19 protein-coding genes and 3 pseudogenes are annotated in these 23737 nt (G+C 48.0%); 9 read left to right on the top strand and 13 right to left on the bottom strand.

The genetic code is table 11. The features are described 5' to 3' along the window. Window positions 1–32: 32 nt before the first annotated feature. The 3 genes from RHOM_RS01330 to RHOM_RS01320 are packed head-to-tail and all read right to left on the bottom strand — an operon-like array spanning window position 33 to window position 1953. Window positions 33–599, bottom strand: coding sequence for a TetR/AcrR family transcriptional regulator C-terminal domain-containing protein (locus tag RHOM_RS01330; RefSeq protein ID WP_014078492.1), 567 nt, complete (start codon window positions 597–599; stop codon window positions 33–35). A gap of 23 nt (window positions 600–622) precedes the next feature. Next, the gene (locus RHOM_RS01325) at window positions 623–1681 is read right to left on the bottom strand and encodes an HD-GYP domain-containing protein (RefSeq protein ID WP_014078491.1); all 1059 of its coding nucleotides are present in this window, start codon (window positions 1679–1681) and stop codon (window positions 623–625) included. Between the two features lie 41 nt (window positions 1682–1722). Then, window positions 1723–1953 carry a hypothetical protein gene (locus RHOM_RS01320; protein WP_044024579.1) on the bottom strand — a complete coding sequence of 77 codons (231 nt, stop codon included), beginning with the start codon at window positions 1951–1953 and terminating at the stop codon, window positions 1723–1725. Between the two features lie 122 nt (window positions 1954–2075). On the opposite strand from RHOM_RS01320, the gene RHOM_RS01315 reads away from it, so the two are divergent. Both RHOM_RS01315 and RHOM_RS01310 read left to right on the top strand, forming a co-directional pair. Then, window positions 2076–3677 (top strand): HD domain-containing protein, encoded by a 1602-nt coding sequence (locus tag RHOM_RS01315; RefSeq protein WP_014078489.1) that lies wholly within the window; start codon window positions 2076–2078, stop codon window positions 3675–3677. A gap of 144 nt (window positions 3678–3821) precedes the next feature. Next, window positions 3822–4179, top strand: a pseudogene (locus RHOM_RS01310) (flavodoxin family protein). Window positions 4180–4230: 51 nt separating this feature from the next. On the opposite strand, the gene RHOM_RS01305 reads toward RHOM_RS01310, so the two are convergent. Further along, window positions 4231–5922: an EAL domain-containing protein gene (locus RHOM_RS01305; RefSeq protein ID WP_014078486.1), complete on the bottom strand. Its 1692-nt coding sequence runs from the start codon at window positions 5920–5922 to the stop codon at window positions 4231–4233. Between the two features lie 47 nt (window positions 5923–5969). Continuing rightward, on the bottom strand, window positions 5970–7688 hold the full coding sequence (locus RHOM_RS01300) for a methyl-accepting chemotaxis protein (protein WP_014078485.1): 1719 nt from the start codon (window positions 7686–7688) through the stop codon (window positions 5970–5972). A 250-nt stretch (window positions 7689–7938) separates the two neighbouring features. Between RHOM_RS01300 and RHOM_RS18405 the strand changes: the two are divergent. Beyond that, window positions 7939–8495 (top strand): annotated as a pseudogene (locus tag RHOM_RS18405) (hypothetical protein). Window positions 8496–8857: 362 nt separating this feature from the next. Here RHOM_RS18405 and RHOM_RS01285 read toward each other — a convergent pair. Further along, window positions 8858–9436 carry an HdeD family acid-resistance protein gene (locus tag RHOM_RS01285; protein ID WP_014078484.1) on the bottom strand — a complete coding sequence of 193 codons (579 nt, stop codon included), beginning with the start codon at window positions 9434–9436 and terminating at the stop codon, window positions 8858–8860. Window positions 9437–9676: 240 nt separating this feature from the next. Between RHOM_RS01285 and ybaK the strand changes: the two genes are divergently transcribed. After that, entirely contained in the window at window positions 9677–10159 is a 483-nt protein-coding gene (gene ybaK / locus RHOM_RS01280) for a Cys-tRNA(Pro) deacylase (protein ID WP_014078483.1), read from the top strand. Window positions 10160–10194: 35 nt separating this feature from the next. On the opposite strand, the gene RHOM_RS01275 is transcribed toward ybaK, so the two are convergent. After that, window positions 10195–11211 (bottom strand): cache domain-containing protein, encoded by a 1017-nt coding sequence (locus RHOM_RS01275; RefSeq protein WP_014078482.1) that lies wholly within the window; start codon window positions 11209–11211, stop codon window positions 10195–10197. A gap of 319 nt (window positions 11212–11530) precedes the next feature. Here RHOM_RS01275 and glpK point away from each other — a divergent pair, with 319 nt between their 5' ends. The 5 genes from glpK (at window position 11531) to RHOM_RS01250 (ending at window position 16973) form a co-directional block, all read left to right on the top strand. Further along, window positions 11531–13027, top strand: a complete 1497-nt coding sequence (gene glpK / locus RHOM_RS01270; protein ID WP_014078481.1) for a glycerol kinase GlpK — start codon at window positions 11531–11533, stop codon at window positions 13025–13027. A gap of 34 nt (window positions 13028–13061) precedes the next feature. Then, window positions 13062–13772, top strand: a complete 711-nt coding sequence (locus RHOM_RS01265) for an MIP/aquaporin family protein (RefSeq protein ID WP_014078480.1) — start codon at window positions 13062–13064, stop codon at window positions 13770–13772. A gap of 92 nt (window positions 13773–13864) precedes the next feature. After that, a complete protein-coding gene (locus tag RHOM_RS01260; protein WP_014078479.1) occupies window positions 13865–15301 on the top strand; it encodes an NAD(P)/FAD-dependent oxidoreductase in 1437 nt (478 codons plus the stop codon). A 19-nt stretch (window positions 15302–15320) separates the two neighbouring features. Then, window positions 15321–16607 (top strand): NAD(P)/FAD-dependent oxidoreductase, encoded by a 1287-nt coding sequence (locus RHOM_RS01255; protein ID WP_014078478.1) that lies wholly within the window; start codon window positions 15321–15323, stop codon window positions 16605–16607. A 3-nt stretch (window positions 16608–16610) separates the two neighbouring features. After that, complete coding sequence (locus tag RHOM_RS01250; protein WP_014078477.1) at window positions 16611–16973, top strand: DUF1667 domain-containing protein; 363 nt, start codon at window positions 16611–16613, stop codon at window positions 16971–16973. A gap of 84 nt (window positions 16974–17057) precedes the next feature. On the opposite strand, the gene RHOM_RS16445 is transcribed toward RHOM_RS01250, so the two are convergent. The 6 genes and pseudogenes from RHOM_RS16445 to RHOM_RS01225 all read right to left on the bottom strand — a co-directional run bounded on the left by RHOM_RS16445 (window position 17058) and on the right by RHOM_RS01225 (window position 23726). Beyond that, complete coding sequence (locus tag RHOM_RS16445; protein WP_014078476.1) at window positions 17058–17630, bottom strand: TetR family transcriptional regulator; 573 nt, start codon at window positions 17628–17630, stop codon at window positions 17058–17060. Between the two features lie 34 nt (window positions 17631–17664). Continuing rightward, the gene (locus RHOM_RS01240; protein ID WP_014078475.1) at window positions 17665–18228 is read right to left on the bottom strand and encodes a glycerol-3-phosphate responsive antiterminator; all 564 of its coding nucleotides are present in this window, start codon (window positions 18226–18228) and stop codon (window positions 17665–17667) included. 336 nt (window positions 18229–18564) lie between these two features. Continuing rightward, a pseudogene (locus RHOM_RS17845) lies at window positions 18565–18828 on the bottom strand (response regulator). Window positions 18829–18929: 101 nt separating this feature from the next. Further along, window positions 18930–19832, bottom strand: coding sequence for an SseB family protein (locus RHOM_RS01235; RefSeq protein ID WP_014078471.1), 903 nt, complete (start codon window positions 19830–19832; stop codon window positions 18930–18932). A 78-nt stretch (window positions 19833–19910) separates the two neighbouring features. Then, window positions 19911–21698: a methyl-accepting chemotaxis protein gene (locus RHOM_RS01230; protein ID WP_014078470.1), complete on the bottom strand. Its 1788-nt coding sequence runs from the start codon at window positions 21696–21698 to the stop codon at window positions 19911–19913. Window positions 21699–22022: 324 nt separating this feature from the next. After that, complete coding sequence (locus tag RHOM_RS01225; protein WP_014078469.1) at window positions 22023–23726, bottom strand: methyl-accepting chemotaxis protein; 1704 nt, start codon at window positions 23724–23726, stop codon at window positions 22023–22025. Between the last annotated feature and the right edge of the window lie 11 nt (window positions 23727–23737).

The following is a 23737-nucleotide window of genomic DNA, read 5'->3' as shown; positions in this document are numbered from 1 at the left end:
TACATTTATATTCATTTGTATTCTGTCCGCAATTACAGTTCTGTCAGAATATCCGTCATCGACCGCTTGATCATGTAATTATAGATTTCTGCAAGTTCCTTGGATGAAATCGTCATTCCGGACTTGATCCAGGTGATCACCACATAGCACATGGACTGTGCATAATACTCCGCGATACGCTCTGGTGTCAGCCACACGTACCGGCTTTTTCTGCCCTCTGCCTGTCCTTTGATGACCTGTAGCAGCACGCGCTCCACACAGCTTTGTGCAATGCTGCCGAATGAATTCTGTCCTTCCAGCCGGCTTGCCTTCGTGTAGAACTCCTTCTCACGCTCGATCCCGCTGAACAGAAGCACCAGCGCCTCGTTGATCATCCCGTTCTGGATCAGCGGTTCCACCGGTTCCAGCAGTTCCTTGTCGATAATCCACTCCAGCAGATCATATTTGTCCTGAAAATGATTGTAAAATGTCGGGCGGATCACGCCCGCCTTATCTGTAATCTCTTTGATTGTAATCTTCTCTATCGGCTGCTTTAACGCCAGTTCCTTAAAGCTCTCTGCCAAAAGTGTATCAATCGCACTCTTTCCCTGTCCAGTCATAACTCCCTCTCGCCCCAGGTGCTCTATCGCACTATGAGTCTCCCAACAGTTACCGCCCTCGCTTTTTCATCGTCACGCATGTTCAACATCTCTCCCGTCTCCACAACGCGCACCAGCGGACGCAGCGGGAAATTCTCAAAATTCCGTGCCACCACCGCATGCTGCCCGTTGGACAGTTCGACTTCGCAGCCGATCGGATACGCCGCCACTTTCCTTGCGAACACAGCCACAATATCCGGGTCAAACCAGCGGTCGCCCAGCGCCATCACATATTCTAACGCCTCCGACGGCGACAGTGATTTCTGTGCCGGAAACGCGGAAACCTTTGCGTCATAACAGTCTGCAATCCGGATAATGCGGGCAAACAGGTGAATCTCGCCGCCCTTTTTGCCAAGCGGATACCCTTCGCCGTTGTAGCACTCGTGATGCTCCATGATTCCCTCATACACATCCGCGGAAAATCGGCATGTCTCGCGCAGATATTCCGCACCGATCTTCGGATGGCTCCGATAGACCTCCTGCTCTTTTTCGCTGCGGTGCGCCTTACCTCCCCGCACGATGTCATGATCGATAAACCGCTTCCCAATGTCATGCAGCAGCGCCGCCGCTGCAAGCTGGCACAGCTCATCATGCGGAAGCCCCAGCCGTGCGCCGACTACCACAGAAAGGATGCCCACATGAATGGAATGGTAATAGATATAATCATCATAACTCTTGATGTCCATGATATTGCACATGATGTCTCCATTGCATATCACATCATCGACCACAGACTCCACCGTTTTGCGTAGCTTAAACTCCGCTTCCGACGGTTCCTGCTTCCGCATATCCGTGTGAAACAGATCATATACAATTTTCAGTGCCTGCCTCCGGACTTCCGGGCTGACAATCTGCTGTATCTCAATCCCCCTGGAAAACTCATCGTCCACGTAGACACCCGGGAACCCAAGGAATTCCAGATTTGAAATTTGTTCTTCTGTCAGCAGAATATGCCTTCCCAGAAGAAGTCTTCCCGCCCCGTCATAAATGTCCTGCCCCAGTGCCATTCCCGGCGTCAGTCTGCTCGTCGGTAAATAACGCATTTGTGCTTCCTTTCCGCTAAATTATTATTATTTTAGCGCTTTTACTCATCAAATTCAACCGTAACAAAATATCCCTTCGGGGTCTCTTTGACGTCTACCACTGTGCCTTCCCGCGACTTGATGCGCTGGCTTACCACATAGTTCGCCGACATCGCGTACGCCTTGCCCAGTGTATAGTAATAGGAATTGGGCAGCTTCCCCTCTGTAATCGGAAGCACATCGCCGACCTCAAGCAGTCCGGTGCGCTCCATTTTAAACTCTTCTCTCCGCATGAAAATATCCCTGTTTCTATGGCTTTTCTATGTGTTTTCCACTATTGCCATGCATTTTTCATTATAGTATAATAATTCTGAATTCTCAAGATGTTTTCATTTACCATATACAAAGGAGCCTTATGAGCGATCAAACTGTTCTCATCGATCAATTCCTGTCATCCGTCATCGGCACGATTCACCCGGACGAAATCTTTGATTCTATTATAGACACAGCCGTCCGTCTGCTGTCTCCGGACGGTCTGCTACTCACGATCCGTGACGATGTCAGTCCTTCCTACCACGTCACGCGCAGTTTTGGCGATATCTCCTGGGAAAAAGATTCTTTTCTCGATTCGAGCATTCTTTTAGAGCAGCTGTTAAACGCCGACAGCTACATTCCGTTTATGCCGGGCGCAGGTCTGCCGACCGCGCTTGACGGCGTTTCCAGCCATACACGCAGCTGGCTGATCCGGCAGAATATCATCGGTGTCTATTGTCTGAAGTACAACCGGGCACTGATCGGCTTTCTCTTCATCGCGCTGCACAATCACATGCCACTGTCTGCAGATCAGGTGTCCGCACTGTGCAAGATCGGCTTTTATGCCACCCACGCACTGCGCAACGCGAATCTCTACATGAACGCCTACCGGGCCTCCATCACGGATGATCTGACGGCGCTCTACAACCGCAAGCATGCGTTTGAGATGATTGATGAGCTCTGCCTCTCCGGTACGCCGTGCTCTTTAATCATGCTCGATATCGATGATTTCAAGCTTTACAACGAACTTTACGGCTCCAAAGAGGGCGATCACTTAATCCAGCGCTGTGCCAAGATCATTCTCTCTGCTCTGGATGCGGACGACATGGCATTCCGTTTCGGTGTAGACGAATTTCTCATCTTAAAACGCGGCAGTGATGCCGCAGCCGCCAAAGCGTTTACCCAGTCTCTCGTGGAAGTTCTGACAAAAGGCAGCATGCCCGACATGGTGTGGGAAATTACCATCACCTGCGGCATCTCCGTGTTTCCGGATATTTCTGCCGACGGCAGAGAGTTGATCCACAATGTCGAGCAGGCTGTCTATTTTGGAAAGCTTGATGGGAAAGGCCATCTCATCGTTTACCGCAAAGGTCTTGAGAACCGCTCCCAGAATCCGGATATCCGCACCGCCTACGAGCGGGTGGCGCCGACCATCTATGCGCTGACCGCCGCCATCGACGCCAAGGATAATTTTACGTTCATCCATTCCATGAATGTCTCAAAATATGCGGTCATGCTCGCGGAAGCGCTTCATATGACCGACAATGATATCGAGGTGGTACGGGTCGCAGGCATGCTTCACGACATCGGCAAGATCAGCATCCCCGAGCACATTTTAAAGAAAACCGAGGGGCTGACGCCGGAGGAATACGCAATCATGAAAACGCATGTGGAGAATTCCATCAAGATGATCCGTTACCTTCCGAACATGGATTACGTGATCCCTGCAGTTGTCGCCCACCACGAGCGCTATGACGGAACCGGTTATCCCCGCGGATTAAAAGGAACGGAAATTCCCCTCATGGGACGTATCTTAACCATTGCAGACTGCTTTGACGCGATGACGGCCAGACGCCCCTACAAGCAGGAATGCTCGATCGACTACGCGGCAGGTGAACTAAAAAAGAACAGCGGCACGCAGTTCGATCCCGAACTGGTGCCGGTGTTTCTGTCCCTCATAGAGGACGGAAAGATTGCGGGGTGAAAATCCGCACCAGGTACACGTCTGCCTTTCAGTGATAAGTAATATTATAGGAAGCACACATCGTGGGATTTCAGCTGGAAATACAGCTGGATATTCGGTTCATAAAATGTGGCATTTCTAACCAGCCGGATGTTTGCATCCACGATGAATAAAAAATATTCCATCGTTTATAGCAGCTTAACAGGTAATACCAAGGTGCTGGCTGATGCAATCCACGGGGCATTACCTCAGGATGAATGTGAGTATTTCGGTGTGTCCGACACAGTGATCCCTTCTTCCGAACTGCTCTATCATTGACGCAAGCAATGTTATCGTCGGAGAGTATATGTGTCAGGGCAGAATGCCGCAGTCTGTCTGGGAACGCTACTTGAAAATGAAGGAAGCTCCTGCTCATCCGGCAAATCTTGATGTATTGATCCAGAATTTTGACTGTGCATTGTCTCACCCTGATGCCAATGATCTGGAAAAACTGAAAGAAGCCGTTATGGATCCATCCTTCTGATAAGACCATAAAATAAGGCAGCCCCGCATAGCTGAGTCTGCCTTACTCTCTTTATTTAACGTTGATGCCACTGACATATTGCTGCAGAAACTGTTTCTTTCCACATGGTCTTCCAAAATAATATCCCTGCAGATAATCAACCTTCATTTCTTTCATTTTCAGAAGCCATTCTTTTTCCTCGATGCCTTCTGCGCATATCCTGACGTTAATACTATGTACCATGGGGATGATATTTTTATATAATTCATAATCCCTGTCACTGTTCATCGCCTTGGCAGTAAAATCCCTATCCATTTTCACGTAACTTGGATTCATATCACGGATACAATGAAGATTCGAATATCCTGTTCCAAAATCATCGATCACAAAGGGAATCCCGTTCTTGTCCAGAATTTTACGAAATTTGCAGAACGAAGGTGTCATATCCATAAATCCGCTTTCTGTCATTTCAACACATAAGCATTCCGGCTGTAATGAATATTTTTGAATTGCATCCAGAATATCCCGCTCCACATTGCCTTGCAGGATCTGAACATAGGATACATTTACATTCATCCGGAAGTCAGGAATATATTTCTGCATTTCACAGCACATTGCTGCAGCTTCGTTCAAAATATATCTTCCAGCGGGAATGATCAATCCGGTCTCTTCCAATAATGGGATAAACTCCATCGGTGAAACAAACTCCCGCCCTTCTTCCGTTATCATGGAAAAACGCATCAGTGCCTCTGCTCCAATGATCTGTTCGGACTGACAGTCCACGATCGGCTGGTAGTATACTTCAAAGCCATCATAATGGTTCACAATAGCATTACGAAGTGTTGCTATGATTCTTCCTTTTCGTAAAAAGACCTCATAGTCATCCTGGTCAAAAATATAGAATCCATTTTTACCCATGCTTTTTGCCTGTTTCAAGGCAAATTCAAATTTTTTGCGGCATTCTTCGGTTCCCTCACAAAATGTTGCTGCATCTATAACACCAATAGAAATAGAAAATATAGCTTCATAATTTTCGGCTACTATGAAATTACGAAGTTTATCTGTAATCTTTTCTTTCAGTGCCACAGCGTCTTCTGCGGAGGAAGCTTCCAGATCCACGATCACATACTGATCCGCTACCAGATGGTAAATTCTCTGCTTGTCTGAAAGGCATTCCTTCATACAGCCGGCTACGCTTTTCAGGATATAATTACCATAATCAGCTCCTCTGGAGCTATTGATCGCTCCAAAATCATCAATTCCTACATGCATAAAAAATCCCTTGGTAATGGGTTCTTTTTGTGCACGCAGGTAAGCAAGGAATTCCGGACCGCCAAGCAGTCCTGTGACATTATCGGCTCTTCTCTTGTTGCCGGTCTCATTCAGACACCCGACCAGATACTCTGCCTTTCCCTGCTGATCAATGATCACGATACCACGGCAGTTAATCCAGACCGGCATACCTTCTTTATCAAGCCACCTGTAATGAAGATTATGTACCTTTTCTCTTCCTTCGCATATATCCGCAAGATGCTTTGCAAGCATCCTGCGGTCATCCTCATATACTACCTTCATAACTTCATTTGCAGCATCTGTCAGAACACTTTCCGACATATTAAACCGATTCACAGCTGACTGTGAAATCTCAAAGGTATTATCCTGCAGATCAAATATATACAGATAATCATCCATACATTCCGTAACGATCTCAAATAAGATTTCTGCTGTCTGCTCTCCAAACACTTTAAATATATCATTAATCACAACAAGAACCTTCCTTACGACAGCTTCACTCTATTCCTGCCATTTTTCTAGAATAGCTTAAAGATATTCACGCGGTCATGCATCTTGGCTGCTCCCTCTGCCAGATTAATACTGATCGCAGTATTCTCTTCGGAGGATGCAGCATTGCCCTGTACTACGCCGGACAGCTGTTCAATTCCCTGACCGATCTGCTCCAAGGACTCTGCCTGGGAGTTGGCTTTCTCCATGGTGTTCTCTGCAAGCTCTGCAAAGGACTTCATATCTTCAATGATCTGATTGAATGATTCTGCTGTTGTTCTTGTAATCGTATTGCCCTTTTCGATTTCCACTAAGGTCTTATCGATCAACTCTCTCGTATTTACAGCGGATTTTGCACTGTCTGCTGCCAGCTTGCCGATCTGATCTGCAACCACCGCAAAACCTCTTCCAGCTTCTCCTGCTCTGGCAGCTTCAATGGAAGCATTCAGGGATAACAGGTTGGTCTGGGATGCAATATCCTCGATATCTGTGATAATATTACCGATCTCCTTGGAGATTTCTGTAATGTACTCCATTTCCGTGAGCAGCTCATTCATTTTTTCTTTTTCTTCGTTCGCTTTATTTGCAGAGGCTTTTACACGTGCAGATGCGCTCTGTGTTTCCTTCGCTGTATCTTCTGCCAGATCCACGACCGCATCAATGGTGGCATTCAATTCCTCGATGACTCCTGCCTGCTCTGTTGCACCGTCCGCCAGGGATTTTGATGCATTTTCCACCTCGGATGAATTCGATGATACCTGTTCTGCCAGATTGCTGATCTCGGTCAAGGTACTGTTAAACCGTTTCAGAATATACAGCAGTGATGTCTTCAATTCCGAGAAATCGCCTAGGAAATCTGTAATATCATCACCATTTCTGGTCAGGTCACCCTGCGCTATTGCCTTTACCTCCACAGAGATCTCGCTGACATAATCTGCCAGAATACCCATGGCTTCTTTCAGATTCCTGATGGTATCGCCAAACTCATCCTCAGACTCATAGGTAAGCATTTCTACATTAGACAGTTCGCCCTTACGCAGGCTGGCAACTGCTGCCTCTATCTGTTCTACCGGCTCTGTAATGGAATTGGTAATGATCCTTCCGATCAGTGTCGTCACTACAGCAATCGCAAGACCCGCTGCCACGATCACAATAAATATGATTACAGTGCATACATTAGCCATGGTCTTTGCCTGATCTAATTCTACCTGGAACTTTTCACATAATGTAGTTAATTTCTCAGCAAAAGCCTTATATTCTTCATACACCTCTCCGGTCATCAGCTTCGATGCTTCCTGCTGTTTACCTTCACGGCTCAACTGCAGAATTTCATCTGAAGCAGCCCTGTATTTTTCCCATGCAGCGTTTGCTACATCATAATCATCCCGTCCTTTTTGAGCTTTGCTGTCTGCAGAAATTATTGCATCCAGCTTCGCACCGGTATCCTCGATCTGACTCTCCAGCTTCTGGATTTCTTCTTCGCAGGAGTTCATGACTGCTGCATCTGATTCTACTAGATGCTGATACTGTTTGATTCTGTATTTCGCAGTCATTGTCTCTAAATCCTGCAGATATTCCAATGACGGAGACCAGACCTCCGTGATCTTCTCTATATTTAAACGGATCACTAATGTCGAGATCAGTGCCACCAATACTAAAAATAATGTCATAACAAGCACTGTCATTCGATATACTTTTAATTTTCCTGCAACCTTTAAGTTAGTTATACGCTTTTTGATCTTTTCCATGATAGTTTTCCCTTCCTTTGTAAATTATTGTTCTTTTTATCACGTATATCTATCCATATATCGTACTAAGATAGCATACTTTATTGGGAAAATCTATTACTAAAGTATTAAATTACTCAAACTTCGCACATTAAAATGTGCCTATGCACCTTGAAAATTCAATAATAACTGGCATAAAAATAGCATGAAACCAATGGTTTTGGTATAATTGAGTTGCCAAAAAAACAATTACAAACCGGAGACTCATGCTATGAATAAAAGTATAACACAAGCGCCTCAAAATGATAAGCAGATTTCTAAATCTATCAAACGATTTTTTACAAGGTTTCATATTTCCTCAGCCTTGAAAGCTGCCAATGCCTATAAAAGGAAAGGCACTCCGGTAACGGAGATTTTTCAATACATGTTTCTGCTGATTTTCTCCAACAGAAGTATGTATATGAGTCTGCTTACAGGAAAAAACACACCTAATTTTGCAAAAGCTACCTTAACTTGAGCAGAGAATGTAATTCTCTGTCCTATGATGCAATGACTGCGCATACCGCAGTTGTTTTCACCCGATATATGATGCTGTCACTGGAAAGCCGGGAATCCAATGATAACCGGTCACTTGGGGAGCTCTTTTTATACTTTTCTGACGAAATGTCTGATATCACATGGATACAGGCTTTTCAAATGCTGCTTCAAATGTTCAGAACAATGCTTTCAGATAACACTGAACTTTCAGACGAAAAAATCAATGAATTGGCGAATGCATTTATGGATGCACTTCCTACTATGATGAAAATACGACTGCAGGCTGCATAAAGGCTGAACACTGACAACTAAATAACTGCCAGATATTGAATTTTCAAGGTGCATAGCTAAAATTTATGTGCGAAGTTTGAGTTTTATAATTAAAAAAGAGAATGAAGGAAAAAGTAGGAAACAAGCCAAAATAGCCGGTTTAAATAAGTTTTTGCAAATCTATTATGCAAGAGTGATGGAAATATATAAGAATATAGCATAGTTGCATAAGAAAAAAGCCTGAATAATCAGGCCTATTTCTTATGCAAAAAAAATTAAAAATTGTGTTGACATCTCTTAACAAATCTAAAAAGTCCGCCCATTGTCTCCGGTGTGCCGGACATGCACCCGTTGGATTGTCCAAACGTGGAAGAGACGCTATCTTATATCTCTTTATAGTCTACATCCACGGCTTCCGCTTCCTGCTTCATCATCTTTGCCGCATGCACGGCGCGGTTTGCCACCCACAGATCCGAGATACCGTCATAGATCAGGGCAATTCCGATAAACTGCAGTGCCAGCTTTACCATGCCGAACGCATTCACGATACAGAGCACACCGAACACCAGGCTGACCGCTGCAATGATTAACATGCTCCACCATTTCTCATAACCGTTGCGCTTCGTTTCTATCGCAAGCTTCAGATCCTGGATTCCATGTACGCAGAGGATCACGCCGATCACAATCGGGATCAGGCTCACAATGCTCTCCGGGCGCAGGAAAATCCAGATTCCGATTAACAATACAATCAGTCCCAATGCTCCCGCAAACGGATGAATACTGCGGTTCATAAAATAGGATGCGATGTCGACGCCTCCCATAATGATCAATCCAACGGCAAGGATTTTGCAGAATACATCGATCGTCTCAGCCGGCCATACCAGAAGCACAATGCCAAGTGCAATGCAAAGCAGCGCCGAGACTATGATGTCTGCCTTGATCCGCTTTAATGTTTCTTTCATATCACATACCTCTCTGTCACTTTTTCTGCATTATACTCTATTCAATCCACAGTTTCAAGAAACAATGCGGCGGCTTTGTCTATTCCCATTCAGCCCGATCTGTCCCGCTTGACTTTTTTTCACAATTCCACTAGACTATGGGCACAATGAATCATATGTCCCGCCGCAGTGCAATCCACGCGGAGCGTTTTTCCTTCACAGGACATATTTTCCGGAAAGAAACAAAGGAGTGAATATTTTATGGGAAAAGAAGTAAAGACGAATGCGATGCGCATTCTTGATAAAAATAAGATTCCGTACGAAATTTTAAATTATGAGTGTGGAGAATTTATCGACGGGCTGCACACCGCCGAGGCGACCGGCGCTCCGGTGGAACAGTCCTTCAAGACTCTGGTGATGCAGGGAAAAAGCAGGCAATACTATGTGTTCGTCATCCCCATTGCGGACGAGGTGGACTTAAAAGCCGCCGCCAGAGCCGTCGGCGAAAAATCCGTGGAGATGATTCACGTCAAAGACATCACTGCCATCACGGGTTATGTCCGCGGCGGCTGCTCTCCTCTGGGCATGAAAAAGCAGTTCCCGACCATCGTGCACGAGAGCGCTGCGGCTTTTGACAAGATCTACATCAGCGGCGGACGCATCGGCACCTCCATCACGGTCAATCCGGATTCCCTGCTTACCGTGGTGCGCGGCCAGTATGCCGACGTCATCCGGCATGAGTAAGTTCTTCTTCCATCTCCTCTAAGATGTGGAGCAGATCACGTATCTGCCTTGGATTTCACTTCTACGGTCTTCTGTGCAATATCAGTCGTTCCCTTGGCACCTTCGTTCGTTGCCGTTGCAATTCCCTCCATCGCATCCAGCACGCCATCAATCGATGCCAGAAGCTCCTCGGATGTCGCGCTGAAATCGCTGATCAGTGCATCGATCTTTCCGGCATCCTGGTTATAAGCGTCTGCCACCTCATCAAACGTATCATAGCTCGCCACCACATCATTTCCAACAAAGGCAAGCAGCTGCTCCGCATCAGAAGAAAGCTGTGCCACAGAAGATGTAACTTCCTCCGTCACCTTCTGTATCTGGGCAACCTGAAAAGATCTGCTCAGTGAAAACGCCATATACAGACAGACCGCCATGACAATCACAATCAGCAGACTGCCCGTTCCGATAATCGCGATCAGTGCCGTTTTTACATTCTCCCGCATTGCCTGCGTTTCTTTCTCAACAGTCTCATCGATATAGTCAATATAGTTTCCCGTTCCGACAACCCAGCCAAACGGCTCAAATGCCCTGCTGTAGGATCTCTTCGGAGAAGATTCCGTCTCACCTTCTTTCGGGAATACATAATCCGTATATCCGCCGTCCGGTTCCTGCCCGACGCGGATAATCTCTTTTACCATCTGGTAACCATCCGCATCCTTCGTCTCCATGCGGTTCGTCCCTTCCGTCGCGCTTCCAAGCAGAACCACATTCTCTCCATCATAGGTATCTGCCCAGAAGTATCCGCCGTCCCCGTACCTGAGTTCCCGCAGCAGATCTGCACCGCGTGTTTCCGCTTCCTCATAGGAATAATCACCATTCTCATAGCCTGCATACACCGCATCCAGCATGGAAATCGCATTATCTACCTGATTCTTAATATTCTCATCGTAATCTTCTTCGATACTTGCGCGGAGAACACTCTCTGAACCCCTCTCCATAATCAGAATCCGGTTTACTGACAGAATTCCGATCGCCAGTGTTCCGATCAGTGTGATCAGTGCCAGAATAATCATCTTCTAACGTACACTCACATTTTTCATACCTATCCGACTCCTTCCTGTGCTTACTTCTTTTATTATCGTATATTCCCCACTAATCGTCTATATTTGTTAATAATTTAGCAATCTATTCATGTTTTTTGTCAATATTGCATATATGTAAAAACGCAGGACTCCTCTTTTACAATCACAGAAGTCTGTCTAAAGACATTCACCCGCAACGCAGTTACACTAAAGCCACAAACGGTGAGCGGCACATCAGACCGCCACTCATACAACCAGAGGGGAACCGGGTGGGGCCGGTTTCCACACTAAGAAAATGGAGGGACTTTACATGGCAAAGTACATCATGGCACTCGATGCCGGAACCACCAGCAACCGCTGCATACTTTTCAATGAGAAGGGTGAAATGTGCAGCGTTGCCCAGAAAGAATTTACACAGTATTTCCCGAAGCCGGGCTGGGTAGAGCACGACGCGGAGGAGATCTGGTCCACACAGCTTGAAGTTGCCAAGGAGGCAATGGCAAATGTGGGCGCGACTGCAGCCGATATCGGGGCAATCGGAATTACCAATCAGCGCGAGACCACCATCGTATGGGATAAGAACACCGGCGAACCGATTCATCACGCGATCGTATGGCAGTGCCGCCGTACTTCCGAATACTGCGATTCCTTAAAAGCCAAGGGACTGGTTGATACCTTCCGCCAGAAGACAGGACTGGTGATCGACGCCTACTTCTCCGGAACGAAATTAAAATGGCTGCTCGACAACGTTGAAGGCGCCAGAGAGAGAGCCGAGAGAGGCGAGCTGCTCTTCGGAACCGTGGAGACATGGCTGATCTGGAAACTGACACAGGGTCAGGTTCACGTAACTGATTACTCCAACGCTTCCAGAACCTTGATGTTCAACATCAATACCCTGGAGTGGGATGAAGATATTTTAAAAGAACTGAATATTCCAAAATGTATGCTGCCGGAACCGAAGCCATCCAGCTGCGTGTACGGCGAAGCAAACCCGGTATTCTTCGGAGGCCCGATTCCGATTGCCGGTGCTGCCGGTGACCAACAGGCCGCTCTGTTCGGTCAGACCTGTTTTACCGCCGGTGAGGCAAAAAATACTTACGGAACCGGCTGTTTCTTACTTATGAACACCGGCGAAAAACCTGTATTCTCCAAGAACGGACTGGTTACCACGATCGCATGGGGTCTCGACGGAAAAGTAAACTACGCACTCGAGGGTTCCATCTTCGTTGCAGGTGCCTCCATCCAGTGGCTTCGCGATGAGATGCGCTTCATCGATTCCTCTCCGGATTCCGAATACATGGCAAGAAAAGTCAAAGACACCAACGGCTGCTACGTCGTGCCTGCTTTCACCGGTCTTGGTGCCCCGTACTGGGATCAATACGCACGTGGAACTATCGTAGGCATTACCCGCGGTGTGAATAAATACCATATTATCCGTGCAACCTTAGAGTCTCTCGCTTACCAGGTTAATGATGTATTGGCTGCAATGAAAGCAGATTCCGGTATTGATCTTGCAGCATTAAAGGTAGACGGCGGAGCAAGCGCAAACAATCTGCTCATGCAGATGCAGGCGGACATCAGCAATGCTCCGGTCAACCGTCCGATGTGCGTGGAGACCACAGCCATGGGTGCTGCCTATCTCGCCGGACTGGCAGTCGGCTACTGGGCAAGCAAAGAGGATGTTCTTCAGAACTGGGCAATCGACCGCACCTTCACACCGGAGATCACCGACGAGGAGCGTAACAAGAAAGTCCGCATGTGGAAGAAAGCCGTTACTTATTCGTTCAACTGGGCGAAGGAAGACTAACACACAATTTCATATCTAAGAGGGGGTATTTATTATGACACCATATATTGCAGAGTTTGTCGGCACCATGATCCTCATCCTGTTAGGTGACGGTGTTGTTGCCAATGTCAACCTGAACAAATCCGGCATGAAAGGTGCCGGTGCAGTCCAGATCACACTTGCCTGGGGTCTTGCCGTACTGGTTCCCGCCTTTATCTTCGGCGCGGCATCCGGCGCAAGCTTTAACCCTGCATTGACCATCGCGCTTGCTGCTGACGGCAGTTTTGCATGGAGCATGGTACCGGGATATATTGTGGCACAGCTGGCTGGTGCTTTCTGCGGCGCATGCCTTGTATATCTGCTGTTCAAAGATCAGTTTGACGCAACGGAAGACGCGTCAACGAAGCGCGGCGTGTTCTGTACGGCACCTGCAGTGCGCAACATCCCGCGCAATATCTTAAGCGAGGCTGTCGGCACTTTTGTACTCGTATTTGCCATCAAGGGTCTGGCACAGGTTCCGGATCTGGCGGACGGCACCGGAAAATTTCTCGTATTCGCCATTATCGTATCTGTCGGTATGTCTCTGGGCGGTCTGACCGGATATGCAATCAATCCGGCAAGAGATCTGGGTCCTCGTCTTGCACATGCAGTGCTTCCGATTCAGGGAAAAGGTTCCTCTGATTTCGGATACGGACTCGTTGTTCCGATCGTCGGACCGATCCTCGGCGCATTGGCTGCCGTGCTGGTATATGGACTTATTTTTTAAAACTATAGATTGAATGTCAGAGAAGAGAGCCAGGCAGAAAACACATCAGAAATGATGTATGATCTGCATGGCTCTTTTAAGGAGGAAAAACTATGTATGATGTAGTGATCATTGGTGCCGGCGTCTCTGGAAGCGCCTGTGCACGTGAACTTTCCAGATACAATCTCTCCATTTGTGTTGTGGAAAAAGAGGAGGACGTCTGCTGCGGCACTTCCAAAGCCAACAGCGCCATCGTCCACTCCGGTATCGACTGTAAACCCGGAACCCTGATGTCAGAGATGAACGTCCGGGGAAATGAACTGATGGAACCGCTCTCCAAAGAGCTGGATTTTGAATTCCGCAGAAACGGTTCCCTGATCGTCTGCTTCTCCGAGGAGGACCGCCCGAAGCTGGAAGCCCTCTACGAGCAGGGCATTTCCAACAAAATCCCGGATATCCGGATCTTAGATGCACACGAAGTTCATGAGATGGAGCCGAACCTCTCCGAGGAAGTCATCGCTGCCATCTACTGTCCGACCGGCGGCATTGTCTGCCCGTTCGGTTTGAACATTGCACTCGCAGAAAATGCTGCCACAAACGGCGTCGAATTCCGTTTTAACACAGAAGTGACAGACATCTGCCGCAAGGACGACGGCTATCAACTCTCCACCAACCGCGGTTACATCCTGACCCGCTGCGTGGTAAACGCTGCCGGTGTGTATGCAGATGTTTTTCACAACATGGTCAGCAGCAAGAAGATCCACATTACCCCGCGCCGCGGCGAATACTGCCTGCTCGACAAAACAACCGGCGGTCTGGTCGACAAGACCATCTTCCAGCTTCCGGGCAAATACGGCAAGGGCATTCTTGTAACCCCGACGGTTCACGGCAATACGCTGATCGGCCCTACCGCAGACGATCACGACGATAAGGAGGCAACCAACACCACCCGCCAGGGACTTGACCATGTCTGCAGCGCAGCAAGACGCTCCGTGCCTTCCGTTCCGGTCCGTCAGGTAATCACGTCCTTCGCCGGAAACCGCGCCCATGAGGACAACCATGAATTCATTATTGAAGAGTTGGCGGATGCTCCACACTTTGTCGACTGCTCCGGCATCGAATCTCCGGGCCTCACCAGTTCCCCGGCGATCGGCGAGCGCGTAGCGCAGATTGTATCCGGACTGCTTCACGCACAGAAAAACCCGGCATGGAACGGCAGCCGGAAGGGCGTTCTCAATCCGAAAACACTCTCCGAGGAAGATTATGCGGAGCTTATCCGCGAAAATCCAGCTTACGGAAATATTATCTGCCGCTGTGAGATGATTACCGAGGGAGAAATCTTAGACGCCATTCACCGTCCGCTTGGCGCACGGTCATTAGACGGCGTCAAGCGCCGTACCCGTGCAGGCATGGGACGCTGCCAGGCAGGTTTCTGCTCGCCGCGCACCATGGAAATCCTGGCGCGTGAGCTTGGTATCTCCCAGCTTGAAATCACGAAAAACGGCGGCTCATCCAACATGGTCGTCGGCCTGAGCAAAGACAGAACCTGAAGGAAAAAGGAGGATTATTATGACTTCATATGATATTGTGATCGTCGGCGGAGGTCCCGCCGGTCTTGCGGCAGCCGTTTCCGCCAAAAATAACGGCATCGACCGGATCCTGATTCTCGAGCGCGACCGCGAACTCGGCGGCATCTTAAATCAGTGCATCCACAACGGTTTCGGCCTTCACACCTTTAAGGAGGAGCTGACCGGCCCGGAATATGCCAGACGCTTTATCAATCAGGCTCTCGATCTGAACATCGAATACCGTCTGAACACGATGGTGATGGATATTTCTCTGGCAGAAGGCTCTTCCGATAAGATCGTGACGGCTATGAACCGCACCGACGGGCTGTTCCACATTAACGCAAAGACCGTGATTCTTGCCATGGGCTGCCGCGAGCGTTCCCGCGGAGCTTTAAATATCCCGGGCTACCGTCCTGCAGGCATCTACTCTGCCGGAACCGCGCAGCGCCTGGTGAACATCGAGGGCTTTATGCCGGGACGCAAGGTTGTGATCCTCGGCTCCGGAGACATCGGCCTCATCATGGCACGCCGTATGACCTTAGAGGGCGCCGAAGTCAAAGTCGTCGCCGAGCTGATGCCTTATTCCGGCGGTCTGAAACGAAACATTGTGCAGTGTCTGGACGATTTCGGTATTCCGTTAAAGCTGGGCCATACTGTCGTTGACATCCGCGGCAAAGAGCGCGTGGAGGGAATCACACTGGCACAGGTGGATGAACACAACAAGCCGATTCCCGGCACGGAGGAAGACTACGAATGCGACACACTGCTGCTCTCCTGCGGTCTGATTCCGGAAAATGAGATTTCCCGCTCTATGGGCGTCGAGCTAAATCCGGTCACCTCCGGTCCTTCTGTCAACGAAAGCCTTGAGACAAATATTCCGGGCGTTTTCGCCTGCGGTAATGTTCTTCACGTTCATGATCTCGTGGACTATGTATCCGAGGAAGCCGGCGTTGCCGGAAAGAACGCCGCAAAATATATCAAGTGCGGGGGCGATCATGCTGATTCCGGCAAAGAGATCCCCATCGTCGCAACCGACGGCGTCCGCTATACCGTTCCAAAAACGCTGCATGTCGCCAATATGGACGACGAGCTGACCGTGCGTTTCCGCGTCGGCGGTGTATACAAGAACTGTTATATTTCCACCTACTTAAACGACCAGCGGATTATCTGCCGCAAGCGTCCTGTCATGGCTCCCGGCGAGATGGAGCAGGTAAAGCTGCAGAAGTCCGTTCTGGAAGCAATGAGTGACCTGGATCACATTACCATCAAAATAGAAGAGGAGGCGTAACACATGGAAACAAGAAATCTTACATGCATCGGCTGCCCGCTGGGCTGTGCCATCACAGTTACCATGGATGGCGGAAATGTTGTCTCCATCACCGGAAATACCTGCAAGCGCGGCTCTGACTATGCCGCAAAGGAAGTCACACATCCGACGCGCATCGTCACAAGCACCGTCTGTGTCCGCGGCGGCTCCATCCCGATGGTATCCGTCAAGACCGCACAGGATATTCCCAAAGAAAAGATCTTCGAGATCATGAAATATATCAACGCGCTGACGGTGACGGCTCCGGTACACATCGGAGATGTCCTGCTGAAAGATATTGCAGGAACCGGCGTCGACCTGATCGCCACCAAAGAAGTTCTCTCTTAGAACCGCAGATGCAGCTGCAAAAGTAAAAAAGTACCGGTAAGCCAGACCAGCTTACCGGTACTTTTTAATTTTGTCAGAATAGCATTACAATACTGCGGTGCGCGGGAGCAATACGGCAAGCCCCGCGTCCGTTTTTGCAATCGCCCGCATCATAAACTGCACATCCCGCTTTACCTGTTCCCCCGATAACGTTTTTCTGTAATATACAAAATCAATCATATAGTAGCAGATGGATGTGGAAAGAAAGCTCGTCACCGCCTCCAGTTCCTCAGGATGCTTTTCAAACATGCCCGGATTCTCGCCAAGCAGCAGACGGCGCACCTGCGCATCCAACGCCATGCGTACACCACGCACGATCATCGGCCACGCGAGCTCGTTCGCCAGCTTCTCATAAAAGCTGCGCTCCCTCTGCAGCACCTCCATCAGATCGCATGCCCACTTTTCCATACTGTCATACTGTCCCTGCAGCTGATCCTTAAAGTCATTACAGCCGATCCACTCCAGCACATCATAAATATCCTTAAAATGATAATAAAAACTCTGGCGGCTCATCCCCGTTGCCTCCATGATGTCCCCGATCGTAATTTTGGATATCTCCTTGCGCTTCATCAGCTGCCTGACACAATCCGCAATTTTTTTCTTAGTTGAATAACACATACCCGTACCCCCTTCTCCTGATACACTGTATCCGTTACATTTTCCACACTGCCTGGTTTGTCGTTGAAATCGCAATCGCTCCCGCATCCAGTGCCCGCATGACGTCCTCCTTCTCCGAGATCAGACCTCCTGCGATCACCGGTACTGCTGCCTGCCCTGCTATATGCTTTATGATTTTAGGCATAATGCCCGGCAGCACCTCGATTAGATCTGCAAACTCCATACCGTGGTGTTCCAGTCCTCCAATCGCCTTGGAATCAATCGCAAATATGCGAAATACCGTACAGAGATCCAGCTCCTTCGCATAACGGATCATTTCCGGCTTTGTGGAAATAATACCGTCCGCCGCCGTCCCATACCGTATAAAACGCACCGCTTCCTCCCTGACCGCAAGCCCCCCGATCAGATCCAGATGTACAATGACAAACTTTCCGGCATCTTTTAACCGCTGCACAATATCCGGGATGGTAATCAACTCTCCATACAAAATGAATACCACGCGGATATCATTCTGTATACAGACCTCCACCCCCGTCTCGTCCTTCACCGCCGCGATAATCGGTCCGTCCACAATCGCGTCATAAAATTGCTGCTTCATCTTTTGTCTGCACTCCCCCCATTCTCCCCTGCCGCATCATGGCATTCCTGGCGCATCATTTCCATAATGATATTTCCCATAGCGGAAGTCAAAAAATCCCGCAAGCTGCACATTCTTTATTTCTTCATAGGGCGTAATTTCCTATGAAAAAAAGCACACCGACAGAGTAACATTTCTGTTATTCCCGGCCTGCTCTTTCACTCTTGGCTCACACTATAGAATTGTATGCAAAATACCGTGTAATTTCTTTCTGACATTATTATAACTATGTCAAAAAGGAAACGCAACCGAATTTCAGATTTTGCATTTGACAATTTCAGCGTTTTGTCAAAAAACTCACATCGGATTCTCAAGGTATTCCGCCAGCACCTGATATAACCGCTGCGGCTCTACCGGCTTTGCAAGATAGTCGTTCATTCCGGCTTCCTTACAGGCATCCATATCCTCGCGTGCATCTTTTGCACTCATCGCAATAATCGGAATCATCTACGCATCCTTGTGCGACACCCGTCGGATCTGCCTTGCCGCCTCAAAGCCGTCCATCTTCGGCATCACAATATCCATCAGGATCGCATCGAAATAATGCGCTTCCTTCTCCATAAAAAGACGCACCCCGATTCCCGCCGGACATGCGTCTCTTATTGTATCTTTATGTATGCCTTCGTTTCGATATGACATATATGCCTTCGCTTCGGTATGCCTTAGCTTGTCATCTCTGTGCCGTCATAACGTGCCAGATCCATGATCTTCTGAAGCTCCGCTCCCTCAACCGGCGCCTCGCCCAGACTCTCATGCCTGCCATCCGGCAGGATCTGTCCCAATGCGCGCACTTCCTTCTCCGCCGTCATCTCAATCGTGTAGTAACCCGCTTTCTTCGTCTGCGGATTAAACGTAATATAGATACGATAGCAAAGCGGGGCTGCCAGTGCTTTCTCCGGCAGATCCACGCGGATCAGTGTCAGATCCTCCGCAATGTCAAGCGCCATAACCGAATAGTCTGCCTCTGTGTACGGATAGAGCTTCGGCTCCTTATACGTCTCGGCAAAAATCTGGTTCACGAACGCCTCGCGCTCCTCACAGAGCTTCCGGACAAACGTCTCTCCCTCTGCATACAGGCGCTTCGGCAGAACTCCAAACTCCACCTGCTTTTTCACAAACACGTTAAACTGCTGCGGTGTCATCTTCACCTGCCGCATCTGTGCCGCCTTCTGATCTGCCTCATGCAGCTTCCGTACAAGTTCGGTCTTTAATACAAGGTTATCCGAGAACGGATTGATGACCAGCCCGGTCAGCTCCAGTTCCGGCTTCACGACGATGTTGTTGCACGCCGGGAACGGCATGAAAAGAAGTGCCTGGCTCTTCGGCTCCTCCGGCATCTGCTCCTTGGAAGTATATGCCACAAAAAACTGCTCGCCCTTGTTGTTCTTGAGGAAACACGGGGTCGGCTGATCCGGCGCCTTAAGCATTGCCGGCACATACAGCTTGGTCGGACGAAGCAGGTTTAACACCGTGGTAAGGTTCTCCTTGGTGCGCTCCGCCGCATACTGCTTAATCGCTTCCTCTAATCTATCGTTGGTGATCTCCATTGTCATTTTCTCGTCCATCTTATAAGTATCCTTTCCTATGCTCCGATGTCGCTAAAATGAATTATATCATATCTTTCCCATAAAATGAACTGTTTTCTAATCCACAACAAAGACTGAGATATCCTGTGTCAGACGCTGTGCCGTCTGATCGCATCTGCCAACTTCATCTGTGACCGTATCCGCCTCGGATTTGACTTCCACGGTCTTTTGTGCAATATCTGTCGTTCCTTTTGCACCTTCGTTGGTTGCCGTTGCAATTCCCTCCATCGCATCCAGCACTCCATCGATTGATGCCAGCAGTTCCTCCGATGTCGCGCTGAAATCGCTGATCAGTGCATCAATCTTTCCTGCATCCTGGTTGTATGCATCAGCCACCGCATCGAACATGTCATAGCTTGCCACGACATCATTTCCCACAAATGCAAGCAGCTGCTCCGCATCGGAAGAAAGCTGTGCGACAGAAGTCGTAACTTCCTCCGTCACCTTCTGTATCTGGGTAACAGTCTGCTTGGACTGATCTGCAAGTCCGCCAATTTCTGTTGCCACAACGGCAAATCCTTTGCCTGCCTCCCCGGCGCGTGCTGCTTCAATCGAAGCATTTAACGCAAGCAGGTTTGTCTGGTTTGTAATCTCCATGATCGCCGATGATAACACTTCGATCTGCTGAACTACCTTTGCAGCCTCAAGTGCCTTTGTAAGGCTCTCCCGTATCTCATTGTGGATCCGGCTCGCATGCTCACGCTGTTCTCTGGTATCGTTCTGTGCCTTTGATGCCCGCTCGTGTATATCTGCTGCCTGCTGTGCCCCATCCTGCGAACGATTTGCAATATTTTTTGCTGCCTCTTCAATCTCAAGAGACATGCTCTTAATCGTATCCGAGGATGCCGCGGTCTCCTCCATGCTTGCAGCAAGTTCCTCTGTCGTTGCGGAAACGTCCTCGATATTGCCGTTCAGCGTAATCACATTCGTCTTGACCGTATCGACGACCTCCCCGATTACATAACTCTCATTTTTCACTTCTCTGATAAGATCTCTGATCTGGCACTTCATATTCTCAAGGCGCTCGCCGAGAATACCAAAGTCGTCCCTGCGGTTCTCAAGCTGTACCGGCAGCGGCTGCGAAAAATCACCCTTTGTAATATAACCGATGTACGTGAGTGCAACCTGAAATGATTTGCTCAGTGAAAACGCCATATAAAGACAGACCGCCATAACAATCACAACCAGAAAACTTCCCATTCCGATAATCGCAAGCAGTGCACTTTTTACATTCTCCTTCATTGCCTGTGTCTCTTTGGCAACAGTCTCATCAATATAATCGATATAATTGCCCGTTCCAACAACCCATCCAAACGGCTCAAATGCCCTGCTGTAGGAGCGCTTCGGAGAGGACTCCGTCTCCCCTTCCTTCGGGAATACATAATCTGTATAACCGCCGTCCGGCTCCTGTCCGACACGTATAATCTCTTTTACCATCTGGTAACCTTCCGCATCCTTTGTCTCCATACGGTTTGTTCCCTCGGTCTCGCTTCCGAGCAGAACAACATTGTCTCCGTCATAGGTATCCGCCCAGAAATAACCACCGTCTCCATACCGGAGTTCCCTTAAAAGATCCGCTCCGCGCGTTTCGGCCTCCTCATAGGAATAGTCGCCGTTTTCATAGCCCGCATACACCGCATCCAGCATGGAAATTGCATTATCCACCTGATTCTTGATATTCTCATCATAATCATCTTCAATACTTGTACGGAGAACGCTCTCTGATCCCTCCTCCATAACCAGCATCCGGTTCACTGCCAGAACTCCGATCGCCAGTGTTCCAATCAGCGTAATCAGCGCAAGAATAATCATCTTCCAACGCACGCTCACATTTTTCATACCCATCCGACTCCTTCCTGATAGTTATTTCTTTTATTATCCTACTTTTTCATTTTTTTGTCTATAGATGTTAATTATTTTGCAATCTTTCCCCGTTTTTTGTAAATATTGCCCATATATCACTTACAGATAACGCGATAACACTTACGGAACCGGATGATTCTTACATATGAGTACCGTAGAAAAGCCTGTGTTCTTCTGGAACGGACTGATTCCCACGTCCCCGGGCTGACAGCAGATGTCTTCCACATGCCAGCACCCCTGCCTCTTCCATTGCGAAGAAGCAGGGGTGCGCTTTTTGTTTCTATATGTTTTTAAAAACAGTACCTGTTACACCGTTTTTTTATCTTCTGCAACTTTGAATTTGCGGATCATTTCACGCAGACTTTCCGCCTCACTGCTCATCTCCTGGCTGGCAGCCGCGCATTCCTCTGATGTTGCAGAATTTGTCTGTACGACATCATTGATCTGCTCAATTCCCTCATTAATCTGCTTAATTTCTGTCGTCTGTGTCTCCAACGTCTCTGCAATATTTGTAACTTCAGTCGTAATTAATTTGGAATTCTCAGCAACCTCTTCTAATTGTGCCGCAGTCTGTCCCGCAATCACCATTCCCTTTTCCACAGCTTTCACAGAGGTTTCAATCAGATTCGCAGATTCCTTTGCCGCCTGCGCACTCTGATCTGCCAATACGTTTACCTGATTTGCCACAACTGCAAATCCCTTTCCAGCCTCTCCCGCTCTTGCAGCCTCAATGGAAGCATTCAGTGCCAGCAGATTTGTCTGGGATGCAATTTCGTTGATTGTTGTGATAATCTTATCAATCTCTTTTGATGCCTCGCTGATCTCATGCATGGAATCAACCATTTCATGCATCTTGCCATTACTTTCTGAAATGGCATTTCCCAGTTCATCCACTTTTACACTGATTTCTTTTGCAGAATGTGAATTTTTTTCCACCTGTTCTGAAACACCTGTAACAGTTGCTGTAAGCTCCTCTACTACCGCTGCCTGGTTTGTAGCTCCATCTGCAAGATCATTGGAGCTTGATGCTACCTGCTCTGCTGCGCCGGAGACTTCATTGGAAACATTCTGGATTCCTTTGATCGTACCTGCCATACTTGCCTGAAATGCCATAAACGAATTTAAAATACTGACAAAATCACCTCTCCACTCCGCCTCAGGATGAACATCAAAATTTCCTTCTAAAAAGAGCTTCATGGAGCGGTCAATATCATCTACATAGGTTCCCAGTATACGAATTGATTTCCGCATACTGTGCGCCAGTCTTCCGATCTCATCATCGGAATGATATTCCAGCGTACTATGCAGATTTCCTTCTGTTAATTCCGTTGCAACGTCCTCAATCGCATGTAATGGCTCCAGAATTGTTTCAAGTACTCTCTTACTTGTTTTCCGCGTCAAAGTAAATGCACGAATCAGGCAGACAATAATCACTACAAATCCTGCAACCGTACAGACTACTATATTTCTGACTGTCTCGCTGCTTGCCTCATCTGTCAGTTCATCTAATTTTATCGCAATTTCTACTACTTTATTTAAAGCCGGGGTACAATCATTAAGAATTGCATCTGTGGCATTCTCATCGTTTCCGTTTTTTATTTCTTCTTCCATAATGGAATAACCAATTTCTCCCCAGTCAGAAAGAGCCGATGAATATTCCTCGTAATTTTCATCGGAAAGGACTTCCGTTTTCTTTAAAATCTGCAGTTCAGAATCAACTTCTGAAAGCAGTCTTTTTACTGTTTGTTCATAGTTATCGTAAGAGGATGTATCCTCATTTAATGCCATCTCTCTGATATTTCTTGCTGCAGCATTAACGTTAATCCTGCAGATTTTTACTGCCTGGTCTGCTGCATTAACATCCTCAACATAATGCATCATATTGGCAAACAATACCCCTATAATTACAACAGAAAGCAGACCAGAGATCAACATCATTGTAATGACTTTTCTATAGCCATAGTCTATCCTTTCCTTTAAATGCATGTTTTCCAATTTCTTCTTCTTCATACTCTCTTGTG

The organism is Roseburia hominis A2-183 (genome assembly GCF_000225345.1).
GTDB classification, from domain to species: domain Bacteria; phylum Bacillota; class Clostridia; order Lachnospirales; family Lachnospiraceae; genus Roseburia; species Roseburia hominis.
Note: the sequence above shows the minus strand (reverse complement) of the source record. Positions and strands in the feature narration are given on the sequence as shown.